We start from the raw sequence: 17,538 nt of genomic DNA, 5'->3' as shown, positions 1-17,538 counted from the left end.
TTGCGGAAGGGCCTCGGGATGTCCGGAACCAAAATCCTGTGGGGACAGGTGATTGTCGTCGGCGTGATTGTATTGCTAGCCATCTGGGGAGCAACCGAGTGGACGGCCTGGCGGCTCGCCTGGCAACCGGAGCTTGGGCGGCCCTGGTTCGAACTGGCGGGCTTCAAGGTCTATTACCCGCCGATCTTCTTCTGGTGGTGGTTCGTCTACGACGCCTATGCGCCGCGGGTTTTCGTTGAGGGTGCGTTCATCGCGGCGTCCGGGACCTTCGTTTCGATCGCGGCGGCGATCGGCATGTCGGTGTGGCGCGCGCGCGAGGCCAAGAATGTCGAGACCTATGGTTCGGCGCGCTGGGCAGATGTGGAAGAGGTTCGAGCGGCCGGACTTCTCGGTCCTGATGGTGTGGTGCTGGGCAAACTCGACCGCGACTACCTCCGCCATGACGGGCCGGAGCACGTATTGTGTTTTGCGCCCACCCGGTCCGGCAAGGGTGTCGGCCTCGTCGTTCCTTCGTTGCTGGCTTGGCCTGGCTCGGCCATCGTCCACGACATCAAAGGTGAGAACTGGCAACTGACCGCCGGCTTTCGCTCGCGGCATGGCCGCGTCCTGTTGTTCGACCCAACCAATCCGAAGTCTTCGGCCTACAATCCGCTGCTTGAGGTCCGGCGCGGGGAATGGGAGGTTCGCGACGTCCAGAACGTGGCCGATGTCCTGGTCGACCCCGAGGGCTCGCTCGACAAGCGGAACCATTGGGAGAAGACCAGTCATTCCCTCCTGGTCGGCGCCATCCTCCATGTCCTCTATGCCGAGGCAAACAAGACCTTGGCCGGGGTCGCTGCTTTCCTCTCCGATCCGAAGCGGCCGATCGAGGCGACGCTGAAGGCGATGATGACCACGCCCCATCTTGGCGAGCAGGGGTCTCACCCCGTGGTCGCCTCGACCGCGCGCGAGCTCCTCAACAAATCCGAGAATGAACGCTCCGGTGTTCTTTCTACCGCGATGTCGTTTCTCGGGCTCTACCGCGACCCTGTCGTGGCTCAGGTGACCTGCCGGTGCGACTGGCGGATCGCCGATCTGATCGCAGATGGCCGCCCGACGACGCTTTATCTTGTGGTGCCGCCCTCCGATATCTCACGGACCAAACCACTGATCCGCCTGGTGCTGAACCAGATCGGCCGGCGCCTGACCGAGGACTTGCACGCCCGTGACCGTCGGCATCGAGTCCTGATGATGCTCGACGAATTCCCGGCCCTGGGCCGGCTTGATTTCTTCGAGTCCGCGCTCGCTTTCATGGCGGGATACGGCATCAAGAGTTTCTTGATCGCGCAGTCGCTCAATCAGATCGAGAAGGCCTACGGCCCGAACAACGCGATCCTCGACAACTGCCATGTCCGAGTCAGCTTCGCGACCAATGACGAGCGGACGGCCAAGCGGGTGTCCGATGCGCTGGGCACGGCGACGGAGATGCGGGCAATGAAGAACTATGCCGGTCACAGGCTCAACCCCTGGCTGGGGCATCTGATGGTCTCCCGCCAAGAGACGGCAAGGCCGCTCTTGACCCCCGGCGAGGTCATGCAGCTTTCGCCGATGGACGAGATTGTCATGGTGGCAGGGACCGCGCCGATCCGGGCGAGGAAGGTCCGCTACTACGAGGATCGCCGATTCACCGAGCGTGTTTTACCGCCGCCTGATCCGGCGACAGCCGGCCGATCATCGCGAACGGACGGATGGTCAACGCTCGGAACGCCGAAGCCGACGGCGAGTCCAGCTGACCAAGCTTCGGGGGTCGAGGAAGACACGGCGAACAGCGGACTCCGTCGTGAGCCCGAGCTCCCCGATCACGTCGCGATCGCCAGGGAGGCGACCGAACCGACACCGGCAGAAGAATTCGCTGCCGTCCTTGACGATGACGAGGATGCGTTACGTCAATCTCGGCTCATCCGCAAACAGATGCGAGGTGTCGCCCGTCAGGCCGCCCTGGACCCGAATGACGCTATGGAGCTCTGAGGCGATATGCGCGACCGGATGAACGTCTATTTTCCGCCAGAGCTTCTGAAACAGATCTCGGACCTGGCCGATCGCAAGAAGCTCTCTCGGTCTGCGATTGTGGAAGCGGCCGTCGCTTCATTTCTGTCACCGGACGGGGCGGACAGGCGGGAGGCGGCGTTTACCCGTCGCCTGGACCGAGTGTCGCGGCAGATGCAGAGGCTAGAACGCGACGTGGGTTTGACGGCGGAAACTTTGGCCCTTTTTATTCGTTTCTGGCTGACGATCACGCCGCCGCTACCCAACGACGCGCAGGCGGCCGCGCAGGCAAAGGGTCGGGAGCGCTTTGAAGGATTTGTCGAGGCGCTCGGGCGCCGTTTGCAGAAGGGGCAAAGCTTTCTGCGCGAGATACCAGAAGATATCCGCCGTCAGGAACCGACCGAGAACAGCTGATTGAACCATGTAATGAGATGATCTCGCCAGTCCCTCTTTTTCTACGCCAGCCTACGACCGCAGCGATTTTGCCGAACTTACAATAGCTGGACGCGCTATCGGCTCGAGCGAGCTGAGAGCAAAGGGGCCAGCATGCAAATCTCAACAGCATGGCGTCGAATCGCGCGCGTTTTTCTGCCTTTTGTAGCTGGGTACTATCTCTCTTATCTGTTTCGAACGATCAACGCTCTGATCGCCAGCCATCTCAGCTCGGATACCGGTGTTGGGGCTGCAGATCTTGGGCTGCTTACGTCAGTCTACTTTCTTGTTTTCGCAGCGGCTCAGATCCCCATCGGTATTCTATTGGACCGCTTTGGTCCGCGTCGCGTCCAGAGCGTTTTGCTCTTGCTCGCAGCAGTCGGTGCCGGACTGTTCGCGGTATCGACCGGCTTCCTATCCCTTTTGACCGCGCGCGCAATGATCGGGCTTGGTGTCGCGGCGTCGCTCACGGCAGGACTGAAGTCCATCATCCTTTGGTTCCCGAGGGAGCGAGTTGCCTTGCTCAATGGCTACATGATCATGTTGGGATCGCTTGGAGCGGTGACCGCCACGGCTCCCGTCGAATACCTGCTCGCCTGGATGGGCTGGCGGCAGCTCTTTGACATTATGGCAGTCGCGACCGGTACGACAGCCATTCTCATCTATCTCGTGGTGCCTGAACGAAGCGTGGCCACATCAACAGCGGCCACTACCCTGAGCTCCGTCTTCAGCGATCGGCGCTTTTGGCGAATGGCCCCGTTGTCGGCGACTTGCGTTGGATCGTCCTGGTCCCTGCAGGGATTGTGGGCATCGCCGTGGCTGACAGACGTCGAGGGGCTTGATCGCGCAAGCCTCGTCAGACAGCTGTTCATAATGTCGATCACGCTAAGCGGCGGTGCCTGGTTGTTCGGCATGACGGTTCATCACATCAAACGAAGGGGAATCGGCGCGGAGACGATACTAACGATCGTTGCGGTCTTGTTTATCGCAGCCGAACTGGCCTTGATCCTGCGAGCGCCTCTGCCGTCCATTTTGCCCTGGTCCGTTGTCGCAATTGCCGGAACGGCGACCGTGGCCAGTTTTGCGGTAATAGCGGATTACTTTCCGCCTGAGCTTGCTGGTCGTGCCAATGGCGCCCTGAACGTCCTGCACTTTGGCTGGGCCTTTCTGGCGCAATCCGCAACAGGCCTGATCCTGGAGCAGTGGCCGACGAACGATGGCCACAGATCCGTCCCAGCCTATCAGGTCGCGTTCGGCCTCAACATAGCACTGCAGATCGCGGCGTTGGTATGGTTCGCGTTGCCTTGGCGCCAATCCGTCGCTCCATGGATAAGTTCAATTCCCTTCTTCATGCCGGCAAGTGATTCCGACGCTGTCGAACCCGTCGGCCTGTATGAGAACTCGGTCATACTGGTACCCGCGGATGACGATGCGGAGTGGTGAACGGTAGCTCGCCGAGTACGATCCTATTGAATAGGCCTCAAACATCAGTTCTCACTCTTACTTTTTCTACGCCAGCCTACGATCACTGAAGCCGCTTGTTGCGCCAAGTCCATCGGTGCCTTTTCTAATCATCCCCACATGAGGACGCTCGTTGGACGTCCTCATTCGGTGGGGACGAACGGTGGCAATACATTCCATTCAATCGGAAGCGAGTTCGCGCGGCGCGCGAATGCTGCGCAGCGCGCTTGGCTCTGCGATTGCCGGCTACCTCGAAGACGATGCGATCATCGAGGTGATGCTCAATCCAGATGGGCGGTTGTGGATCGACCGATTGTCGAATGGCCTGATCGACACAGGCGAAACTCTCTCCGCAGCGGATGGCGAGCGTATTGTTCGTCTGGTTGCGCACCACGTAGGTGCGGAGGTGCATGCGGGCTCGCCACGGGTCTCGGCCGAATTGCCTGGGACCGGCGAGCGCTTCGAAGGTCTGTTGCCTCCGGTCGTTGCGGCACCGGCCTTTGCGATCCGCAAGCCCGCTGTCGCCGTGTTTACGCTCGACGACTACGTCCGCAGGGGGATCATGACCTCGGAGCAGGCCAAGATCCTGCGGAACGCGGTCGCCGCACGGAGGAACATTCTGGTCGCCGGCGGGACATCGACCGGCAAGACAACGTTGACGAATGCGCTCCTGGCCGAAGTGGCGAAGACCTCCGATCGGGTCGTTCTGATCGAAGATACGCGCGAGCTTCAGTGCAAGGCGCCCAATCTCGTCGCTTTGCGGACCAAGGATGGTGTGGCCACGCTATCGGAGCTCGTTCGGTCCTCGCTGCGGCTACGACCTGATCGCATTCCGATTGGCGAAGTGCGAGGTGCCGAGGCGCTCGATCTGCTGAAGGCTTGGGGTACAGGCCATCCCGGCGGCATCGGCACGATCCATGCGGGCAGCGCGCTCGGCGCGCTGCGGCGGCTGGAGCAGCTCATCCAGGAAGCCGTCATCACGGTTCCCCGTGCCCTGATCGCTGAGACGATCAACCTCGTCGCTGTCCTTGCGGGCCGCGGCGCTGACCGTCGCCTCGCTGAACTCGCCCGCGTAACAGGGCTTGGCGCCGCTGGCGACTACGACCTTTCATCAGCAGGAGACTGACATGCGTCATAAATTTCGCTTTCTTCGAGGTGCATCGTTGGCCGCCTTCGGCGCGGTGCTTGTGGCAGCCCCGCCGGCGTGGGCGGCTGGCTCGAACATGCCATGGGAGCAGCCGCTCAATCAGATCTTGCAGTCGGTTGAAGGTCCGGTCGCCAAGATCATCGCCGTCATCATCATCGTGGTGACCGGGCTCACGCTCGCGTTCGGGGATTCGTCGGGTGGTTTCCGAAGGCTGATCCAGATCGTGTTCGGTCTGTCGATCGCGTTTGCCGCCTCGAGCTTCTTCCTGTCGTTCTTCTCCTTCGGCGGCGGCGTGGTGATCTGATGGATGACCAAGTCGCAGGCTTTGTCGTGCCCGTTCATCGCGCGCTCACTGAGCCTATCCTGATGGGGGGCGCGCCGCGGTCGGTCGCGATCGTTAACGGCACGCTTGCTGCGGCCCTTGGACTTGGACTTCGGCTCTGGATCGCGGGTCTCGTCCTCTGGTTCATCGGCCACATGGCCGCCGTCTGGGCGGCCAAGCGCGATCCCGCCTTCGTCGATGTGGTGCGCCAACATCTGCGCATTCCCGCACATCTCAACACCTGAGCCCTTTGCTATGATGAACCTTGCCGAATATCGTCATTCCAACGCGCGTCTCGCCGACTTCCTGCCCTGGGCAGCCCTCGTCGATGAGGGGATCATCCTGAACAAGGACGGCTCGTTCCAGCGGACGGCAAAGTTCCGGGGACCTGACATCGACAGCGCGGTGCCGGCCGAACTTGTCGGCGTCGCCGGTCGCCTGAACAACGCACTTCGCCGCCTGGGATCCGGCTGGGCCTTATTCATCGAGGCGCAGCGTCATTTTGCTGGGGTCTATCCTCCGAGTACGTTTCCGGATGTGGCATCGGCGCTGGTCGACGCCGAGCGCAGAGCTCAGTTTGAAGAGGCCGGCGCTCACTATGAGTCCAGCTATTTTCTAACGTTCCTCTATCTGCCGCCGGAGGAGGGAGCCGCCAGGGCAGAGCGCTTGCTCTATGAGGGCCGCGATCGGACTGTTGGCGCAGACGCGCGCGAGATTCTCCATGGGTTTGTCGATCAAACTAACCGCCTGCTGCAGCTCGTCGGAGGGTTTATGCCCGAATGTGCCTGGCTCGATGATGAGGACACCCTGACCTACCTGCACTCGACGATCTCGACCAAGCGTCATCGCGTTCGGGTGCCAGAAATTCCGATGTACATTGATGCGCTATTGGCCGACCAGCCGTTGACCGGCGGGCTGGAGCCGATGTTGGGCTCAGCCAATCTTCGGGTCCTGACGATTGTTGGCTTTCCGGGCGCCACGACCCCGGGAATTCTGGACGACCTGAATCGCCTGGCGTTTTCGTACCGATGGTCGACCCGCGCAATCATGCTCGACAAGACCGATGCCACCAAGCTGCTGACGAAGATTCGCCGGCAATGGTTCGCCAAGCGAAAGTCCATCGGCGCCATCCTCAAGGAGGTGATGACCAACGAGGCATCGACGCTGCTCGATACCGACGCTCACAACAAGGCGCTCGATGCCGACGCGGCTTTGCAGGAACTGGGATCGGATCAGATCGGGCAAGCCTTTGTCACGGCGACCATCACCGTCTGGGACCGCGATGCCAATGCCGCCGATGAAAAGCTCCGCCTCGTCGAGAAGGTCATCCAGGGGCGCGATTTCACCTGCATGATCGAGACGGTGAACGCCGTTGAAGCCTGGCTCGGCAGTCTGCCCGGGCACGTCTACGCTAATGTGCGGCAGCCACCGGTGTCGACCCTCAACCTCGCGCATATGATTCCAATGTCGGCCGTTTGGGCCGGCGAGGCGAGGGATCTGCACTTCAAGGGTCCGCCGCTTCTGTTCGGCAAGACCGAGGGATCGACGCCCTTCCGGTTCTCGCTCCATGTCGGCGATGTCGGCCATACCCTCGTGGTGGGACCGACAGGTGCCGGCAAGTCGGTCCTGCTTGCCCTGATGGCGCTACAGTTCCGCCGTTACCCCGACTCTCAGGTCTTTGCCTTCGATTTTGGCGGTTCGATCCGAGCGGCCGCCCTCGCCATGGGCGGTGATTGGCATGATCTCGGTGGCGCATCGTCCGATGCAGATGAACAACCCGTCGCCCTGCAGCCGCTGGCCTGGATCGATGATCCTTCCGAACGCGGATGGGCCACGGAATGGATTTGCGCGATCCTGGCGCGGGAAAAGGTCGAGATCACCCCGGAGGTCAAGGATCATCTGTGGTCGGCGCTGACGTCTCTCGCCTCGGCGCCGAGGGAGGAACATACCCTCACGGGCCTGTCAGTCCTGCTCCAATCGAACTCTCTGAAACGCGCCTTGCAACCTTATTGCCTCGGTGGTCCCTCCGGGCGCCTGCTTGATGCTGAATTCGAGCGCCTTGGCGAGGCGTCGGTCCAGGCGTTTGAGACCGAAGGCTTGATCGGAACGAGTGCTGCGCCGGCCGTGCTGGCGTATCTCTTCCATCGTATTGGGGACCGTCTCGACGGCCGGCCGACGCTCCTGATTGTCGATGAGGGTTGGCTTGCCCTCGACGACGAGGATTTTGCGGGGCAGCTCCGGGAATGGCTGAAGACGCTTCGCAAGAAGAACGCGTCCGTCATCTTCGCCACCCAGTCGCTTTCGGACATCGATGGCTCTCCGATTGCGCCGGCGATCATCGAAAGCTGCCCAACGCGCCTCTTGCTGCCGAACGAACGGGCGATCGAACCGCAAATCACTGCCATATACCGCCGCTTCGGACTCAACGATCGCCAAATCGAACTTCTGAGCCGGGCAACGCCAAAGCGCGACTACTACTGCCAGTCCCGTCGCGGCAACCGGATGTTCGAGCTTGGTCTGGGCGAAGTTGCGCTCGCATTCACCGCGGCCTCTTCCAAGACAGATCAGGCAGCCATTGCGCAGCTCTTCGCCGAACATGGACCTGATGGCTTCGTGCCGGCCTGGCTACAGCACCGGGACGTCGCCTGGGCCCTCGAGCTGATCCCCAATCTCGCAAATCTGGAGAAATCGCTATGAAGCGTCTTCGCTTGTTGGCAGCCGCTGGCACCATTGCGCTGGCGCTTGGTGCCTCGGTACCCGCACGGGCACTGATCGTCTTTGATCCCAGCAACTACGTTCAGAATGTCCTGACGGCCGCGCGGGAGCTCCAGCAGATCAACAATCAGATCACCTCGTTGCAGAACGAGGCGCAGATGCTGATCAATCAGGCAAGGAATCTGGCAAACCTGCCGTATTCGTCGCTGCAGCAATTGCAATCATCGATCCAGCGCACCCAGCAATTACTGGCCCAGGCTCAGCGCATTACCTACGACGTGCAGCAGATCGATCATGCCTTCTCGACAAGCTACGCGCCAGCGACCAGCAGCCAGTCGAACCAGTTGCTAATCTCCAACGCTCAATCGCGATGGCAGAATTCCTATGCCGCGACGCAAGACGCGCTTCGTGTCCAGGCTGGCATCGTTGGCAACCTCGACACCAATCGCATCCAGACGTCTGCCCTCGTAACCTCGAGCCAGAGTGCCAGTGGCGCCTTGCAGGCAACTCAGGCCGGCAACCAGATCCTCGCGCTTCAAGCGCAACAACTTGCCGATCTCACAGCGGCCGCGGCGGCGCAGGGCAGGGCGCAGAGCCTCGAAGCGGCTCAGCGCGCCTCAGCTCAGGATCAGGGGCGAGAGCAGCTCAGGCGTTTCCTGACACCAGGACAGGGCTATCAATCATCCAACGTGCAGATGTTCCACCAATGACCGACATAAGGTCGTTCAAGGCGTTATCGCTGCTCACGACGATCAGCGTGTTGGTGGTCATTGCCTGCACAATTCAGCTTCGTGGCGGAAACGGTCCTCCTCCGCCGCCGAAGGCGGAGCAGACAACGGATGCAACCAGCTCTGACCTTGCAGGCTGCCGCAGTGTCACTGCGGAGGAAGCCGCAGGTTATCAGCACTGCAAGCAAGTGTGGGCCGAAAACCGGCGTCGCTTTTTCGGCAAGAACGATCCCGCAGATTCTGGCCGAGATAATTCCGCAGGTTTGGCACCCGGCCCAAAAGACCAGAGCCGGATCCCGCAAGGTCATCCGCAACCGGCGACTCCCGAGGCGAACAAGCAATGACGGGTACGGGGATCATCGACCAATTCCTGGAAACATTCACGCGTTATATCGACAATGGGTTCGGGCTTCTAGGGAGTGACGTCGGATATCTCGCGACGACGCTTGCCGCTATCGACATCACACTAGCCGCCTTGTTCTGGAGTTGGGGAACGGACGAGGACATCATCGCGCGCCTCGTCAAGAAGACGTTGTTCGTCGGCGTCTTTGCTTACCTCATCGGCAACTGGAACGGCCTGGCACGCATTGTCTTCGAGAGCTTTGCCGGCCTTGGGCTGAAAGCGTCTGGTACAAGCCTGTCGGCGGGGGATTTCCTGCGACCGGGGAAGATCGCTCAAGTCGGTCTCGATGCCGGTCGGCCGCTCCTCGATTCGATCTCGAATCTGATGGGCTACATCAGTTTCTTCGAGAATTTCGTCCAGATCGTGATTCTCCTGTTCGCCTGGGTCGTAGTGTTGCTCGCCTTCTTCATTCTGGCGATTCAGCTCTTCGTCACCCTGATCGAGTTCAAGCTCACCACCCTGGCCGGCTTTGTGCTCATTCCCTTCGGCCTGTTTGGCAAGACAGCCTTCGCGGCCGAGCGGGTCTTGGGCAACGTGATATCTTCAGGGATCAAGGTCCTGGTCCTGGCCGTCATCGTCGGCATCGGCTCGACCCTGTTTTCGCAGTTCACCGCAGGCTTCGGCGGCGCGCCAGCCGACCATCGAGGACGCGATGACGCTGGTGCTCGCGGCGCTCGCGTTGCTGGGCCTCGGCATCTTCGGTCCTGGAATCGCCAACGGCCTGGTGTCAGGTGGACCTCAGCTCGGTGCCGGTGCCGCGGTTGGAACAGGCCTTGCTGCCGGTGGCATTGTTGCGGCGGGCGCCGGCCTCGCCGCCGGCGGCGCCAGTCTCGCTGGTGGTGCGATTGCAGGTGCAGCGCGCGTTGGCGGCGCCATCATGAGTGGAGCATCAGCGGCCTATCGAAGCGGAGGCATTGCTGGTGTCGCGGAGGCAGGTCACTCGGCTGCTATGAGTCCTTTGCGTCGCGCAGCGGCGGCGTTCGGCGCAACTGAGCAAACGGGAGGGCAGGCCGCGAGCACCTCGGCTGAAGGGCAGCCAGATTGGGCGCGGCGCATGAAGGGGGCCCAGACCATTCGGCACGGTGCGTCGGCGGCCGGCCACGCGGTTCGCTCAGGCGATCATGGCGGCAGCGGCTCGTCCGTCGATTTGTCCGAAGGAGAGCGCTGACGCGCGGCCACCGCGCTTTCGCCACCCGCTGCGCGGCAGCGCCTCAAATCCGTACACCGCACGCTCAAAACCGATCACTTGATCTCAGGGGCAATTATCGATGTTCAAACGACCTTCCGTTCATTACGGGCGCATGCCCGAGCCGACCACGCCTTACCAAAAGGCAGCGCAGGTGTGGGACGAACGAATTGGATCGGCCCGCGTGCAGGCCAAGAACTGGCGCCTGATGGCGTTCGGCTGCTTGATGTTATCAGCCGGTCTCGCAGTTAGCCTAGTTTGGCAGTCGAGCCAGGGCTCGATCACGCCCTGGGTGGTCGAAGTCGACCATCTCGGCCGGGCCCAAAGGGTTGCGCCAGCGAACATCGACTATCAGCCCACCGATGCTCAGATCGCCTACCATCTGGCGCGCTTCATCGAGGATGTCAGGGGCCTGCCGGCCGACAGCATCGTTCTGCGACAAAACTGGCTCAGGGCCTATGATTTTACGACCGATCGCGGCGCCGCTGCGCTTAACGACTACGCGCGCAACAATGACCCCTTTGCCAAGTTGGGCAAGGCCCAAATCTCCGTCGACGTGTCGAGCGTCATTCGCGCCTCTATGGAGAGCTTTCGCGTCGCGTGGACCGAGCGCGTCTACGACAACGGCTCGCTGAGTTCGACTGAGCGCTGGACTGCGATTCTCTCGATCGTGATCGAGACACCCCGCGATGCCGAACGCCTGCGCAAGAATCCACTTGGCGTTTACGTCCGCGCCATCAACTGGTCAAAGGAGTTGAGTCAGTGACCAAGACGCCGTCTGACGTTCATTCGTCTCTCCAGCAAAGCAGGCTCAATTCGGCGGGGCCCGAGTTCGTGACCTCGAAGCGTGCACTTCTGTCCGCTCTTCTGCTTTGTTCGTCTCCGCTCGGTGGGTGCGCGACCTACATTCCGCCGGAGATCAGCTATGACGCTGAAGTGCCTCCGTTACCGGCGACTCCGGTGGCTCTCGACGACAGATCGCGACCGCTTCACGTTCCACCCCTCTGGAAACCGGCTCTCGGCGGCAAGTCGGGAGGGAAGGAAGACGCTGAACCCGTCAGCCGGGTTGAGACCGCAAACAGCGCAGCCCGGGTCGAACCGCGCAAGCGTGGATATTTCAATGCGGCGCAAATCTACGCCTACAGTCCAGGGGCGCTCTATCAGATTTACGCTGCACCGGGGCAGATCACGGATATTGCGCTCGAGGAGGGGGAGCAGCTGACGGGATCGGGGCCGATCGCGGCCGGAGATACCGTGCGGTGGGTCGTGGGCGATACCGAGAGCGGGAGCGGCGATACACGGCGCGTCCATATCCTGGTCAAGCCGACCCGAGCTTCGATCGAGACCAACCTTGTCGTCAATACCGACCGGCGCACCTATCTGATCGAGCTCCGCTCCCGCGAGCGGCCCTACATGCCGTCTGTTGCCTGGTACTATCCGGAAACTGTGCATGAACGGTCCCGTTCAATTGCTCTGAAACCCGTTCTTCCGGATCCGGCGCAACGTATCCCCCGATACGCCATCGAAGGAGACAGCCCGCCCTGGCGGCCGCTCGCCGCATATGACGATGGCCGCAAGGTCTATGTCGAATTCCCGCAAGGCATCGTGCAGGGCGAGATGCCTCCGCTCTTCGTCATCGGTCCAGACGGCAAGACTGAACTCGTCAATTATCGCGCTTACGGCAACGTATTGATCGTCGATCGGCTGTTTGCTGCCGCCGAACTGCGGCTTGGCGGCGAGCACCAGCAGAAGGTCCGTATTGTCCGGACCGACGGGAGGCCTTCGTCATGAATCTCAGGAATGGAAACGATCAGGAGCAAGCGGCTCCGTCTGAGACACAAGAGGATCAGTCCAGGAACTTCCGCTTGAGAGCGGAGCACCCGCGCGTGACACGGTTGTCACGGAAAGTACTGGCGGCGGGGAGCGCGGTAGCCCTGCTTGTCATCAGCGGAGCCGTGCTGTGGTCGCTGCAGAAGAATGGCCCTCGAGACCACGCGGCCGATGAGCTTTACAGTACCGACCACCACAATGTTGCCGACGGGATTACGGCGCTGCCGAAGGACTACGCTGGCATTCCACGCCAGCCAATCCCGCAACTGGGTCCGCCGCTCCCCGGGGACCTCGGTCGACCCATCCTTGCAGCTCAAGGCCAGTTGCCGACAAGCGGAGCTGATTCGGACCAGCAGCGGCGGGACCAGGAGACCGAGGCAGCCCGCGTCAGCCATCTGTTCACTTCGACCAATGGGAGAGAAGTGCGTGAGCCAACGGCAACGAGTGTAGGGGGCGACCGCATCGCATTGCCTGCGAGTGCCAATGACGATGGATTTGCGCAGAACGGTCAAGATCGCAAGCTTGCCTTCGTGAACGCCTCTGTGGACCGCCGCACGGTCAGCCCTGATCGCGTCACCAGGCCCGCTTCACCATATATCGTGCAAGCGGGGACCGTTATTCCGGGCGCTCTGATCACCGGGATTCGATCCGACCTACCAGGCCAAATTACGGCGCAGGTAATCGAAAATATTTTCGACACGCCGACTGGCCGCTTTCTGCTTGTGCCCCAGGGAGCGCGTCTGATCGGGATCTACGATAGTCAGGTCACTTTCGGCCAGTCCCGCGTCCTGCTCGTTTGGACTCGGCTGATCATGCCGAATGGCCGTTCTATCGTTCTCGAGCGACAGCCTGGAGCGGATGCCGCAGGCTATGCAGGTCTCGAAGACCAGGTCGACAATCACTGGGGTGAGCTGTTCAAGGCTGCGGCACTATCGACGTTTCTAGCGGTTGGGACCGAACTCGGAGCAGGCTCGGACACCAACAGCAACGACAGCGCCCTCATCCAGGCATTGCGACACGGCGCCTCGGACTCCCTGAACCAGACCGGTCAACAGGTAGTTCGGCGCGGCCTCAACATCCAGCCCACTCTGACCGTGCGACCCGGTTTCCCGGTTCGTGTTCTTGTTAATCGTGATCTCATACTTACCCCATATCGCGGGTGACAACATGCCAAAACTTAAAATAGGAGAGCTCCCAGACGACAAGCCCGTCAAAGTGACTGTGGAGCTGCCCGCGGCCGTGCGTCGTGATCTCATTGCATATGCAGAAGCGCTTACGCGTCAGGGTGGCCAAGTGGTCGATCCGACTAAACTCATCGCCCCCATGTTGGCGCGCTTTATGGCCACTGATCGCGCGTTTTCTAAACTGAAACGTGGCCACGGGGCGGCCGCCGGCGAAGGATAGTGATGCATCAAGCTTTCGTTGAAGCCGTTGTCGACACAAATGTTTGCCAGCACAGCCAAGCGCTGCCGAAGTTGGCGTTAAGAGCTGAGATGCGGCGTCGGAAAGCGTACTTCCGCGTTTGTCCGAAACGACTGCGGTAACCAATGTTTCCCGGTTTTCAGCCGGCAGAGTCCTGGGTGTCGACGTGCAGTTTTTCGGTCCCGTTCAGGCGCGTTACACTGCTCCTGCCGTCGACGCTGACGGGCACGTCACCCTCGATCGTAGCGCGACGTACGACGCGATGCTGGTCGCCGTAATCGTTGAGGGCGTAATGCTGCGTTGCGCGGTTATCCCATATCGCAATATCCCCCTCTAACCAGTTCCAGCGCACGGTGTTTTCGGGCGCGGTGATGTGAGATTGGAGCAGATCGAACAACTTTTGTCCGTCGTATTTGGGGATCCCAACAAAGTGCTTCACCAACGCGCCGAGCACTAGCGTCCGCTCGCCTGTTTCGGGATGGACGCGTACCACGGGATGCTCGGTCTCCAAAACCGTTCTGGTGAACACCTCGTCAAAGTGTTTTTTATCGATCTCGCGGACACGCGCGATCCCGGCGTAATCGAAGACGTTGCTGTGAACGGCCCATAGGCCATCGGCCAGCCGTTGTAGCGGCGGCGGCAAACCAAGATAAGCGGCAGCTGTGTTCGACCACACCGTGTCGCCTCCAAACATCGGAATTACAACAGCCCGTAGTACCAGAATCTTGGGATAAGCGTCGGCGAAGGTTCCATCCGCATGCCAAACGTCGGCGCGACCGCCGCCGCGAGTGGAGTCCAATTCGAGAAGCGACGCCGTCCCCTTGGTAGCACCGAGCATCGGATGTGGCACCAGCTTTCCAAGACGAGCGGCAAAGCGCTCCTGCTCGGCGTCATTAACATGTCCTTGATTCCGAAAGAAGATCACCTTGTGCTCTAGCAATAGGCTGTTGATCGCGGCGATTGCGTTATCCGGTAGATCGCCTGATAACTTGATATTTTTGACTTCGGCACCAATGCGCGCCGCACGTTTCACAACATCGGTGCGCGGAATGACGCCACCGATCAAAGCGTTCGTGCTCATCTTGCTTTTCCAAGCTCTTGCAGTTCTTCCTCGCCCCGGGAGCAATGAACTTCAGCAAGCATCGTGCCAGCCGAAAGACAAACATGAACTCGACAATGGGCGGTGAACGAATCGTGGGATTTGGCGCGAGTCCTCGAACTAAGCCAGTGGTTGGGCCGACTGACGAAAGAACTCGATGCCAAGCTAACCCAGTCGAAGCGCAAGCCATGAACCTGGGTGCATTACGTGCGGTAATACGTTCGAGACCAGGTTTTAGCTGTTCTATATGTCTAAGCGGTCGCAGTGGATATGTCCGAACAGAGCTGTCAGGGGTGCAGCGCACGTAAACGAGCTGAACGAGCGGACCTTTCTTCCGCAGCGAGATAGAGAGTTTGGAGCGAGAGCATTGCTGCCTTTTAGCCCTGTTTCTCCAGCAATTTGTTTTGAGCAATGGTCATCCCCGGCGGCGCCAGCAAGTCACAAAGCTAAATGGGCTTTCGACAGTACCAACGTTTACTATGCGCGTTGTACTGGACCTGACACGAGATTGTGCCTCTGTCAGAATACCGACACAGTCTACACGAGTTCGGCAATCCCAATTGACTGTTCCTTCGTGAATTTCGGGACGTAATTGATGGACCGACCGCTCGGGTTCTTTGAGAGCTGTAGGTGTAAGATCGCTCTTTGTTGAGCGACGCTGTGGACAGATCATGCACATTATCGTCTTAGTCCTGAACGAGATGAGAGCTGCAACATTCTGATCTCCTGCCAGTTTGCTTACTGCTAGGCCGTTGATGACACCAATGCGACCAGTCGCGGGGCAGCTTTGGCGCGGCGTCATCCTCGAACAAGTGAAGCGGATCAACGCCGGCGCGAGCAGCGCGTCGCGCTGCAAGTCGGTGTTCTGGCGGTCGGAGTCCGGCGACACGCGCATGTAGCCAACCAAAAATAGGCGGATACCGATCGGAAATACGTTCGTATGTTGGCGCGTGGGGATCGACTTTCCATTTTAGCGCCACAGGCGTTCCGAGCTACTACAAGATTCGGTAGGTGGCTAAAGGCAGCTTGAGGCCATAGGATTCAGCCGTCTTCCCCGCCGGTCAACATCGACGAACAGGAGTGAATGCAAGCGCACGCGCAGGCGCTGCCCGCAGCGCCTCGACCATCTTCCGCGTTCCACCGCTTTAAGATTGAAGTGCCGCCGTGTCTCAACAACTCCTGCCGACGAAAGCGAACCTAGCATTCTCCTACGGGCCGCACTCCTGCATCGGCGGGTCGCTGGCCAGGCTGACACTCAAGGTGGTGTTCGGTTCTATCTTCCAGCGCATTCCCGCACTGCGCTTGGCCGTGGCGCCCGAAGAACTGAAGTTGCGCAAGAAGATCGTCACTGACGGTTTGGAGGAGTTCCGGCGCTCTGGTGATGTGCGCACGCCGCCGAGGGATCGCGATCGTCTCCGCGATTTTCCCGCGCGCCTCCCGCGCACAGGTTAGATCAGCCAGCCGACGGATAACCAAGATGGATGTGCAAGAAACCAGGGCAGCATGCCGGGACGCATTCGCCGAACTGGCGTTGCCGGCGCGCATCCACGACCCGTATCCGTTCATGCGATGGTTGCGCGAGCACGATCCGGTAGCATCGCGCGGCGTCGGGTCTCTTTCTGTTGAGCCGCCACGCCGACATCTACTGGGTGCTCAATGCCACCGGCGATGCGTTTCGGGGGCCGGCGCCAGGCGAACTGGCGCGCTATTTTCCGCAGGCGGCGAACAGCCTCTCGTTCGATCTGCTGGCCTCCACGATAGCAATGAAAGACCCACCAGCGCATACGCGTCTTCGCCGGCTGATCTCGCGCGATTTCACCATGCGCGAGATTGACAATCTGCGACCGAGCATCGTGCGCATTGTCGCAGCGCGCATGGACAGCATGGCGCCCGCGCTGGAGCGCGGGGAGGCCGTGGACCTGCATCGGGAATTCGCGCTGGCACTGCCCATGCTTGTATTCGCCGAACTATTTGGCATGCCCAAGGACGACATGTTCGAACTCGCTACCGGCATCGGCGCCATTCTGGAAGGCCTGAGCCCGCAGGCCAGCGATCCCCAGCTCGCCGCGGCGGACGCGGCCAGTGCCAGAGTGAAGGCCTACTTCGGCGATCTCATACTACGCAAGCGTACCGATCCCCGCCACGACATCGTGTCGATGCTGGTCGGCGCGCACGACGATGATGCCGACACGCTGTCGGATGCGGAGTTGATCAGCATGTTGTGGGGCATGCTGCTGGGCGGTTTCGCCACCACTGCCGCGACGATTGACCATGCGATCCTGGCGATGCTGGCGTATCCCGAACAGCGGCACTGGCTGCAGGGAGATGCCATGGGGGTGAAGGCGTTCGTCGAAGAAGTCCTGCGCTGCGACGCTCCCATCATGTTCAGCTCCATTCCGCGTATCGCCAAGCACGACATCGAACTAGGCGGTGTGGTGATCCCGAAGAACGCGGATGTTCGCTTGCTGATCGCGTCTGGCAATCGCGACCCGGACGCCTTCGCCGATCCCGACCGCTTCGATCCCGCGCGGTTCTACGACACCAGTCCCGGCATGTCGACCGACGGGAAGATCATGCTGAGCTTCGGCCATGGCATCCACTTCTGCCTTGGTGCGCAATTGGCCCGGGTACAGTTGGCCGAGAGCTTGCCGCGGATTGAGGCGCGCTTCCCCAAGCTAGCATTGACCGAACAGCCGACGCGGGAGCCCTCCGCGTTCCTGAGGACGTTCCGCGCGCTGCCGGTGCGGCTGCGTGCGCAGAGGGCGCAG

The 17,538-nt window shown here is 60.9% G+C and carries 15 protein-coding genes and 3 pseudogenes; 17 read left to right on the top strand and 1 reads right to left on the bottom strand.

Annotation, left to right across the window (positions count from 1 at the left end; genetic code table 11):
* Nucleotides 1–18 precede the first annotated feature (18 nt).
* From ACVW16_RS11495 to ACVW16_RS11430, 14 genes and pseudogenes are all read left to right on the top strand, one after another.
* Nucleotides 19–2,007: a conjugal transfer protein TraG gene (locus ACVW16_RS11495; protein ID WP_456699337.1), complete on the top strand. Its 1,989-nt coding sequence runs from the start codon at nt 19–21 to the stop codon at nt 2,005–2,007.
* Between the two features lie 6 nt (nt 2,008–2,013).
* Entirely contained in the window at nt 2,014–2,439 is a 426-nt protein-coding gene (locus tag ACVW16_RS11490; protein ID WP_456699336.1) for a CopG family transcriptional regulator, read from the top strand.
* Between the two features lie 132 nt (nt 2,440–2,571).
* Nucleotides 2,572–3,900, top strand: coding sequence for an MFS transporter (locus ACVW16_RS11485; protein ID WP_456699335.1), 1,329 nt, complete (start codon nt 2,572–2,574; stop codon nt 3,898–3,900).
* A 229-nt stretch (nt 3,901–4,129) separates the two neighbouring features.
* Nucleotides 4,130–5,044, top strand: a complete 915-nt coding sequence (trbB, locus tag ACVW16_RS11480) for a P-type conjugative transfer ATPase TrbB (protein WP_456705071.1) — start codon at nt 4,130–4,132, stop codon at nt 5,042–5,044.
* 1 nt (nt 5,045) lies between these two features.
* The gene (locus ACVW16_RS11475; RefSeq protein ID WP_456699334.1) at nt 5,046–5,369 is read left to right on the top strand and encodes a TrbC/VirB2 family protein; all 324 of its coding nucleotides are present in this window, start codon (nt 5,046–5,048) and stop codon (nt 5,367–5,369) included.
* Nucleotides 5,369–5,632 carry a VirB3 family type IV secretion system protein gene (locus ACVW16_RS11470; RefSeq protein ID WP_456699333.1) on the top strand — a complete coding sequence of 88 codons (264 nt, stop codon included), beginning with the start codon at nt 5,369–5,371 and terminating at the stop codon, nt 5,630–5,632. The genes ACVW16_RS11475 and ACVW16_RS11470 overlap by 1 nt, the downstream gene beginning before the upstream one ends.
* Nucleotides 5,633–5,642: 10 nt before the next feature.
* A complete protein-coding gene (gene trbE, locus ACVW16_RS11465; protein ID WP_456699332.1) occupies nt 5,643–8,084 on the top strand; it encodes a conjugal transfer protein TrbE in 2,442 nt (813 codons plus the stop codon).
* Entirely contained in the window at nt 8,081–8,812 is a 732-nt protein-coding gene (gene trbJ, locus ACVW16_RS11460) for a P-type conjugative transfer protein TrbJ (protein WP_456699331.1), read from the top strand. Before trbE ends, trbJ begins: the two co-directional genes overlap by 4 nt.
* Complete coding sequence (gene trbK-alt, locus ACVW16_RS11455) at nt 8,809–9,174, top strand: putative entry exclusion protein TrbK-alt (protein WP_456699330.1); 366 nt, start codon at nt 8,809–8,811, stop codon at nt 9,172–9,174. Before trbJ ends, trbK-alt begins: the two co-directional genes overlap by 4 nt.
* A pseudogene (gene trbL, locus ACVW16_RS11450) lies at nt 9,171–10,401 on the top strand (P-type conjugative transfer protein TrbL). The gene trbK-alt and the pseudogene trbL overlap by 4 nt, the downstream one beginning before the upstream one ends.
* A gap of 100 nt (nt 10,402–10,501) precedes the next feature.
* Nucleotides 10,502–11,185 carry a conjugal transfer protein TrbF gene (gene trbF, locus ACVW16_RS11445; RefSeq protein WP_456699328.1) on the top strand — a complete coding sequence of 228 codons (684 nt, stop codon included), beginning with the start codon at nt 10,502–10,504 and terminating at the stop codon, nt 11,183–11,185.
* The gene (trbG, locus tag ACVW16_RS11440; RefSeq protein WP_456699327.1) at nt 11,182–12,210 is read left to right on the top strand and encodes a P-type conjugative transfer protein TrbG; all 1,029 of its coding nucleotides are present in this window, start codon (nt 11,182–11,184) and stop codon (nt 12,208–12,210) included. The genes trbF and trbG overlap by 4 nt, the downstream gene beginning before the upstream one ends.
* Nucleotides 12,207–13,412 (top strand): TrbI/VirB10 family protein, encoded by a 1,206-nt coding sequence (locus tag ACVW16_RS11435; protein WP_456699326.1) that lies wholly within the window; start codon nt 12,207–12,209, stop codon nt 13,410–13,412. Before trbG ends, ACVW16_RS11435 begins: the two co-directional genes overlap by 4 nt.
* Nucleotides 13,413–13,416: 4 nt before the next feature.
* Nucleotides 13,417–13,653: a DUF2274 domain-containing protein gene (locus tag ACVW16_RS11430; protein WP_128921289.1), complete on the top strand. Its 237-nt coding sequence runs from the start codon at nt 13,417–13,419 to the stop codon at nt 13,651–13,653.
* Between the two features lie 157 nt (nt 13,654–13,810).
* Here ACVW16_RS11430 and ACVW16_RS11425 read toward each other — a convergent pair whose 3' ends face one another.
* The gene (locus ACVW16_RS11425) at nt 13,811–14,752 is read right to left on the bottom strand and encodes a TauD/TfdA dioxygenase family protein (RefSeq protein ID WP_456699325.1); all 942 of its coding nucleotides are present in this window, start codon (nt 14,750–14,752) and stop codon (nt 13,811–13,813) included.
* 782 nt (nt 14,753–15,534) lie between these two features.
* Here ACVW16_RS11425 and ACVW16_RS11420 point away from each other — a divergent pair.
* From ACVW16_RS11420 to ACVW16_RS11410, 3 genes and pseudogenes are all read left to right on the top strand, one after another.
* Nucleotides 15,535–15,669 (top strand): hypothetical protein, encoded by a 135-nt coding sequence (locus ACVW16_RS11420; RefSeq protein WP_456699324.1) that lies wholly within the window; start codon nt 15,535–15,537, stop codon nt 15,667–15,669.
* 289 nt (nt 15,670–15,958) lie between these two features.
* Nucleotides 15,959–16,242 (top strand): annotated as a pseudogene (locus ACVW16_RS11415) (cytochrome P450); the annotation flags it as partial.
* 5 nt (nt 16,243–16,247) lie between these two features.
* Nucleotides 16,248–17,529: pseudogene (locus ACVW16_RS11410) on the top strand (cytochrome P450); the annotation flags it as partial.
* Nucleotides 17,530–17,538: the final 9 nt, after the last annotated feature.

It is taken from the genome of Bradyrhizobium sp. USDA 4474, from assembly GCF_054057515.1.
The sequence above is the reverse complement of the archived record's forward strand: the minus strand, read 5'-3'. Positions and strand labels throughout refer to the sequence as shown.

Coding starts and splice junctions, on each gene's coding strand:
- ACVW16_RS11425 (WP_456699325.1), bottom strand. CDS start 14,752: ATGAGCACGAACGCTTTGATCGGTGGCGTCATTCCGCGCACCGATGTT.
- ACVW16_RS11485 (WP_456699335.1), top strand. CDS start 2,572: ATGCAAATCTCAACAGCATGGCGTCGAATCGCGCGCGTTTTTCTGCCT.
- trbF (WP_456699328.1), top strand. CDS start 10,502: ATGTTCAAACGACCTTCCGTTCATTACGGGCGCATGCCCGAGCCGACC.
- trbK-alt (WP_456699330.1), top strand. CDS start 8,809: ATGACCGACATAAGGTCGTTCAAGGCGTTATCGCTGCTCACGACGATC.
- ACVW16_RS11435 (WP_456699326.1), top strand. CDS start 12,207: ATGAATCTCAGGAATGGAAACGATCAGGAGCAAGCGGCTCCGTCTGAG.
- ACVW16_RS11490 (WP_456699336.1), top strand. CDS start 2,014: ATGCGCGACCGGATGAACGTCTATTTTCCGCCAGAGCTTCTGAAACAG.
- trbB (WP_456705071.1), top strand. CDS start 4,130: ATGCTGCGCAGCGCGCTTGGCTCTGCGATTGCCGGCTACCTCGAAGAC.
- ACVW16_RS11430 (WP_128921289.1), top strand. CDS start 13,417: ATGCCAAAACTTAAAATAGGAGAGCTCCCAGACGACAAGCCCGTCAAA.
- trbJ (WP_456699331.1), top strand. CDS start 8,081: ATGAAGCGTCTTCGCTTGTTGGCAGCCGCTGGCACCATTGCGCTGGCG.
- ACVW16_RS11495 (WP_456699337.1), top strand. CDS start 19: ATGTCCGGAACCAAAATCCTGTGGGGACAGGTGATTGTCGTCGGCGTG.
- ACVW16_RS11470 (WP_456699333.1), top strand. CDS start 5,369: ATGGATGACCAAGTCGCAGGCTTTGTCGTGCCCGTTCATCGCGCGCTC.
- ACVW16_RS11420 (WP_456699324.1), top strand. CDS start 15,535: ATGCGACCAGTCGCGGGGCAGCTTTGGCGCGGCGTCATCCTCGAACAA.
- trbE (WP_456699332.1), top strand. CDS start 5,643: ATGATGAACCTTGCCGAATATCGTCATTCCAACGCGCGTCTCGCCGAC.
- ACVW16_RS11475 (WP_456699334.1), top strand. CDS start 5,046: ATGCGTCATAAATTTCGCTTTCTTCGAGGTGCATCGTTGGCCGCCTTC.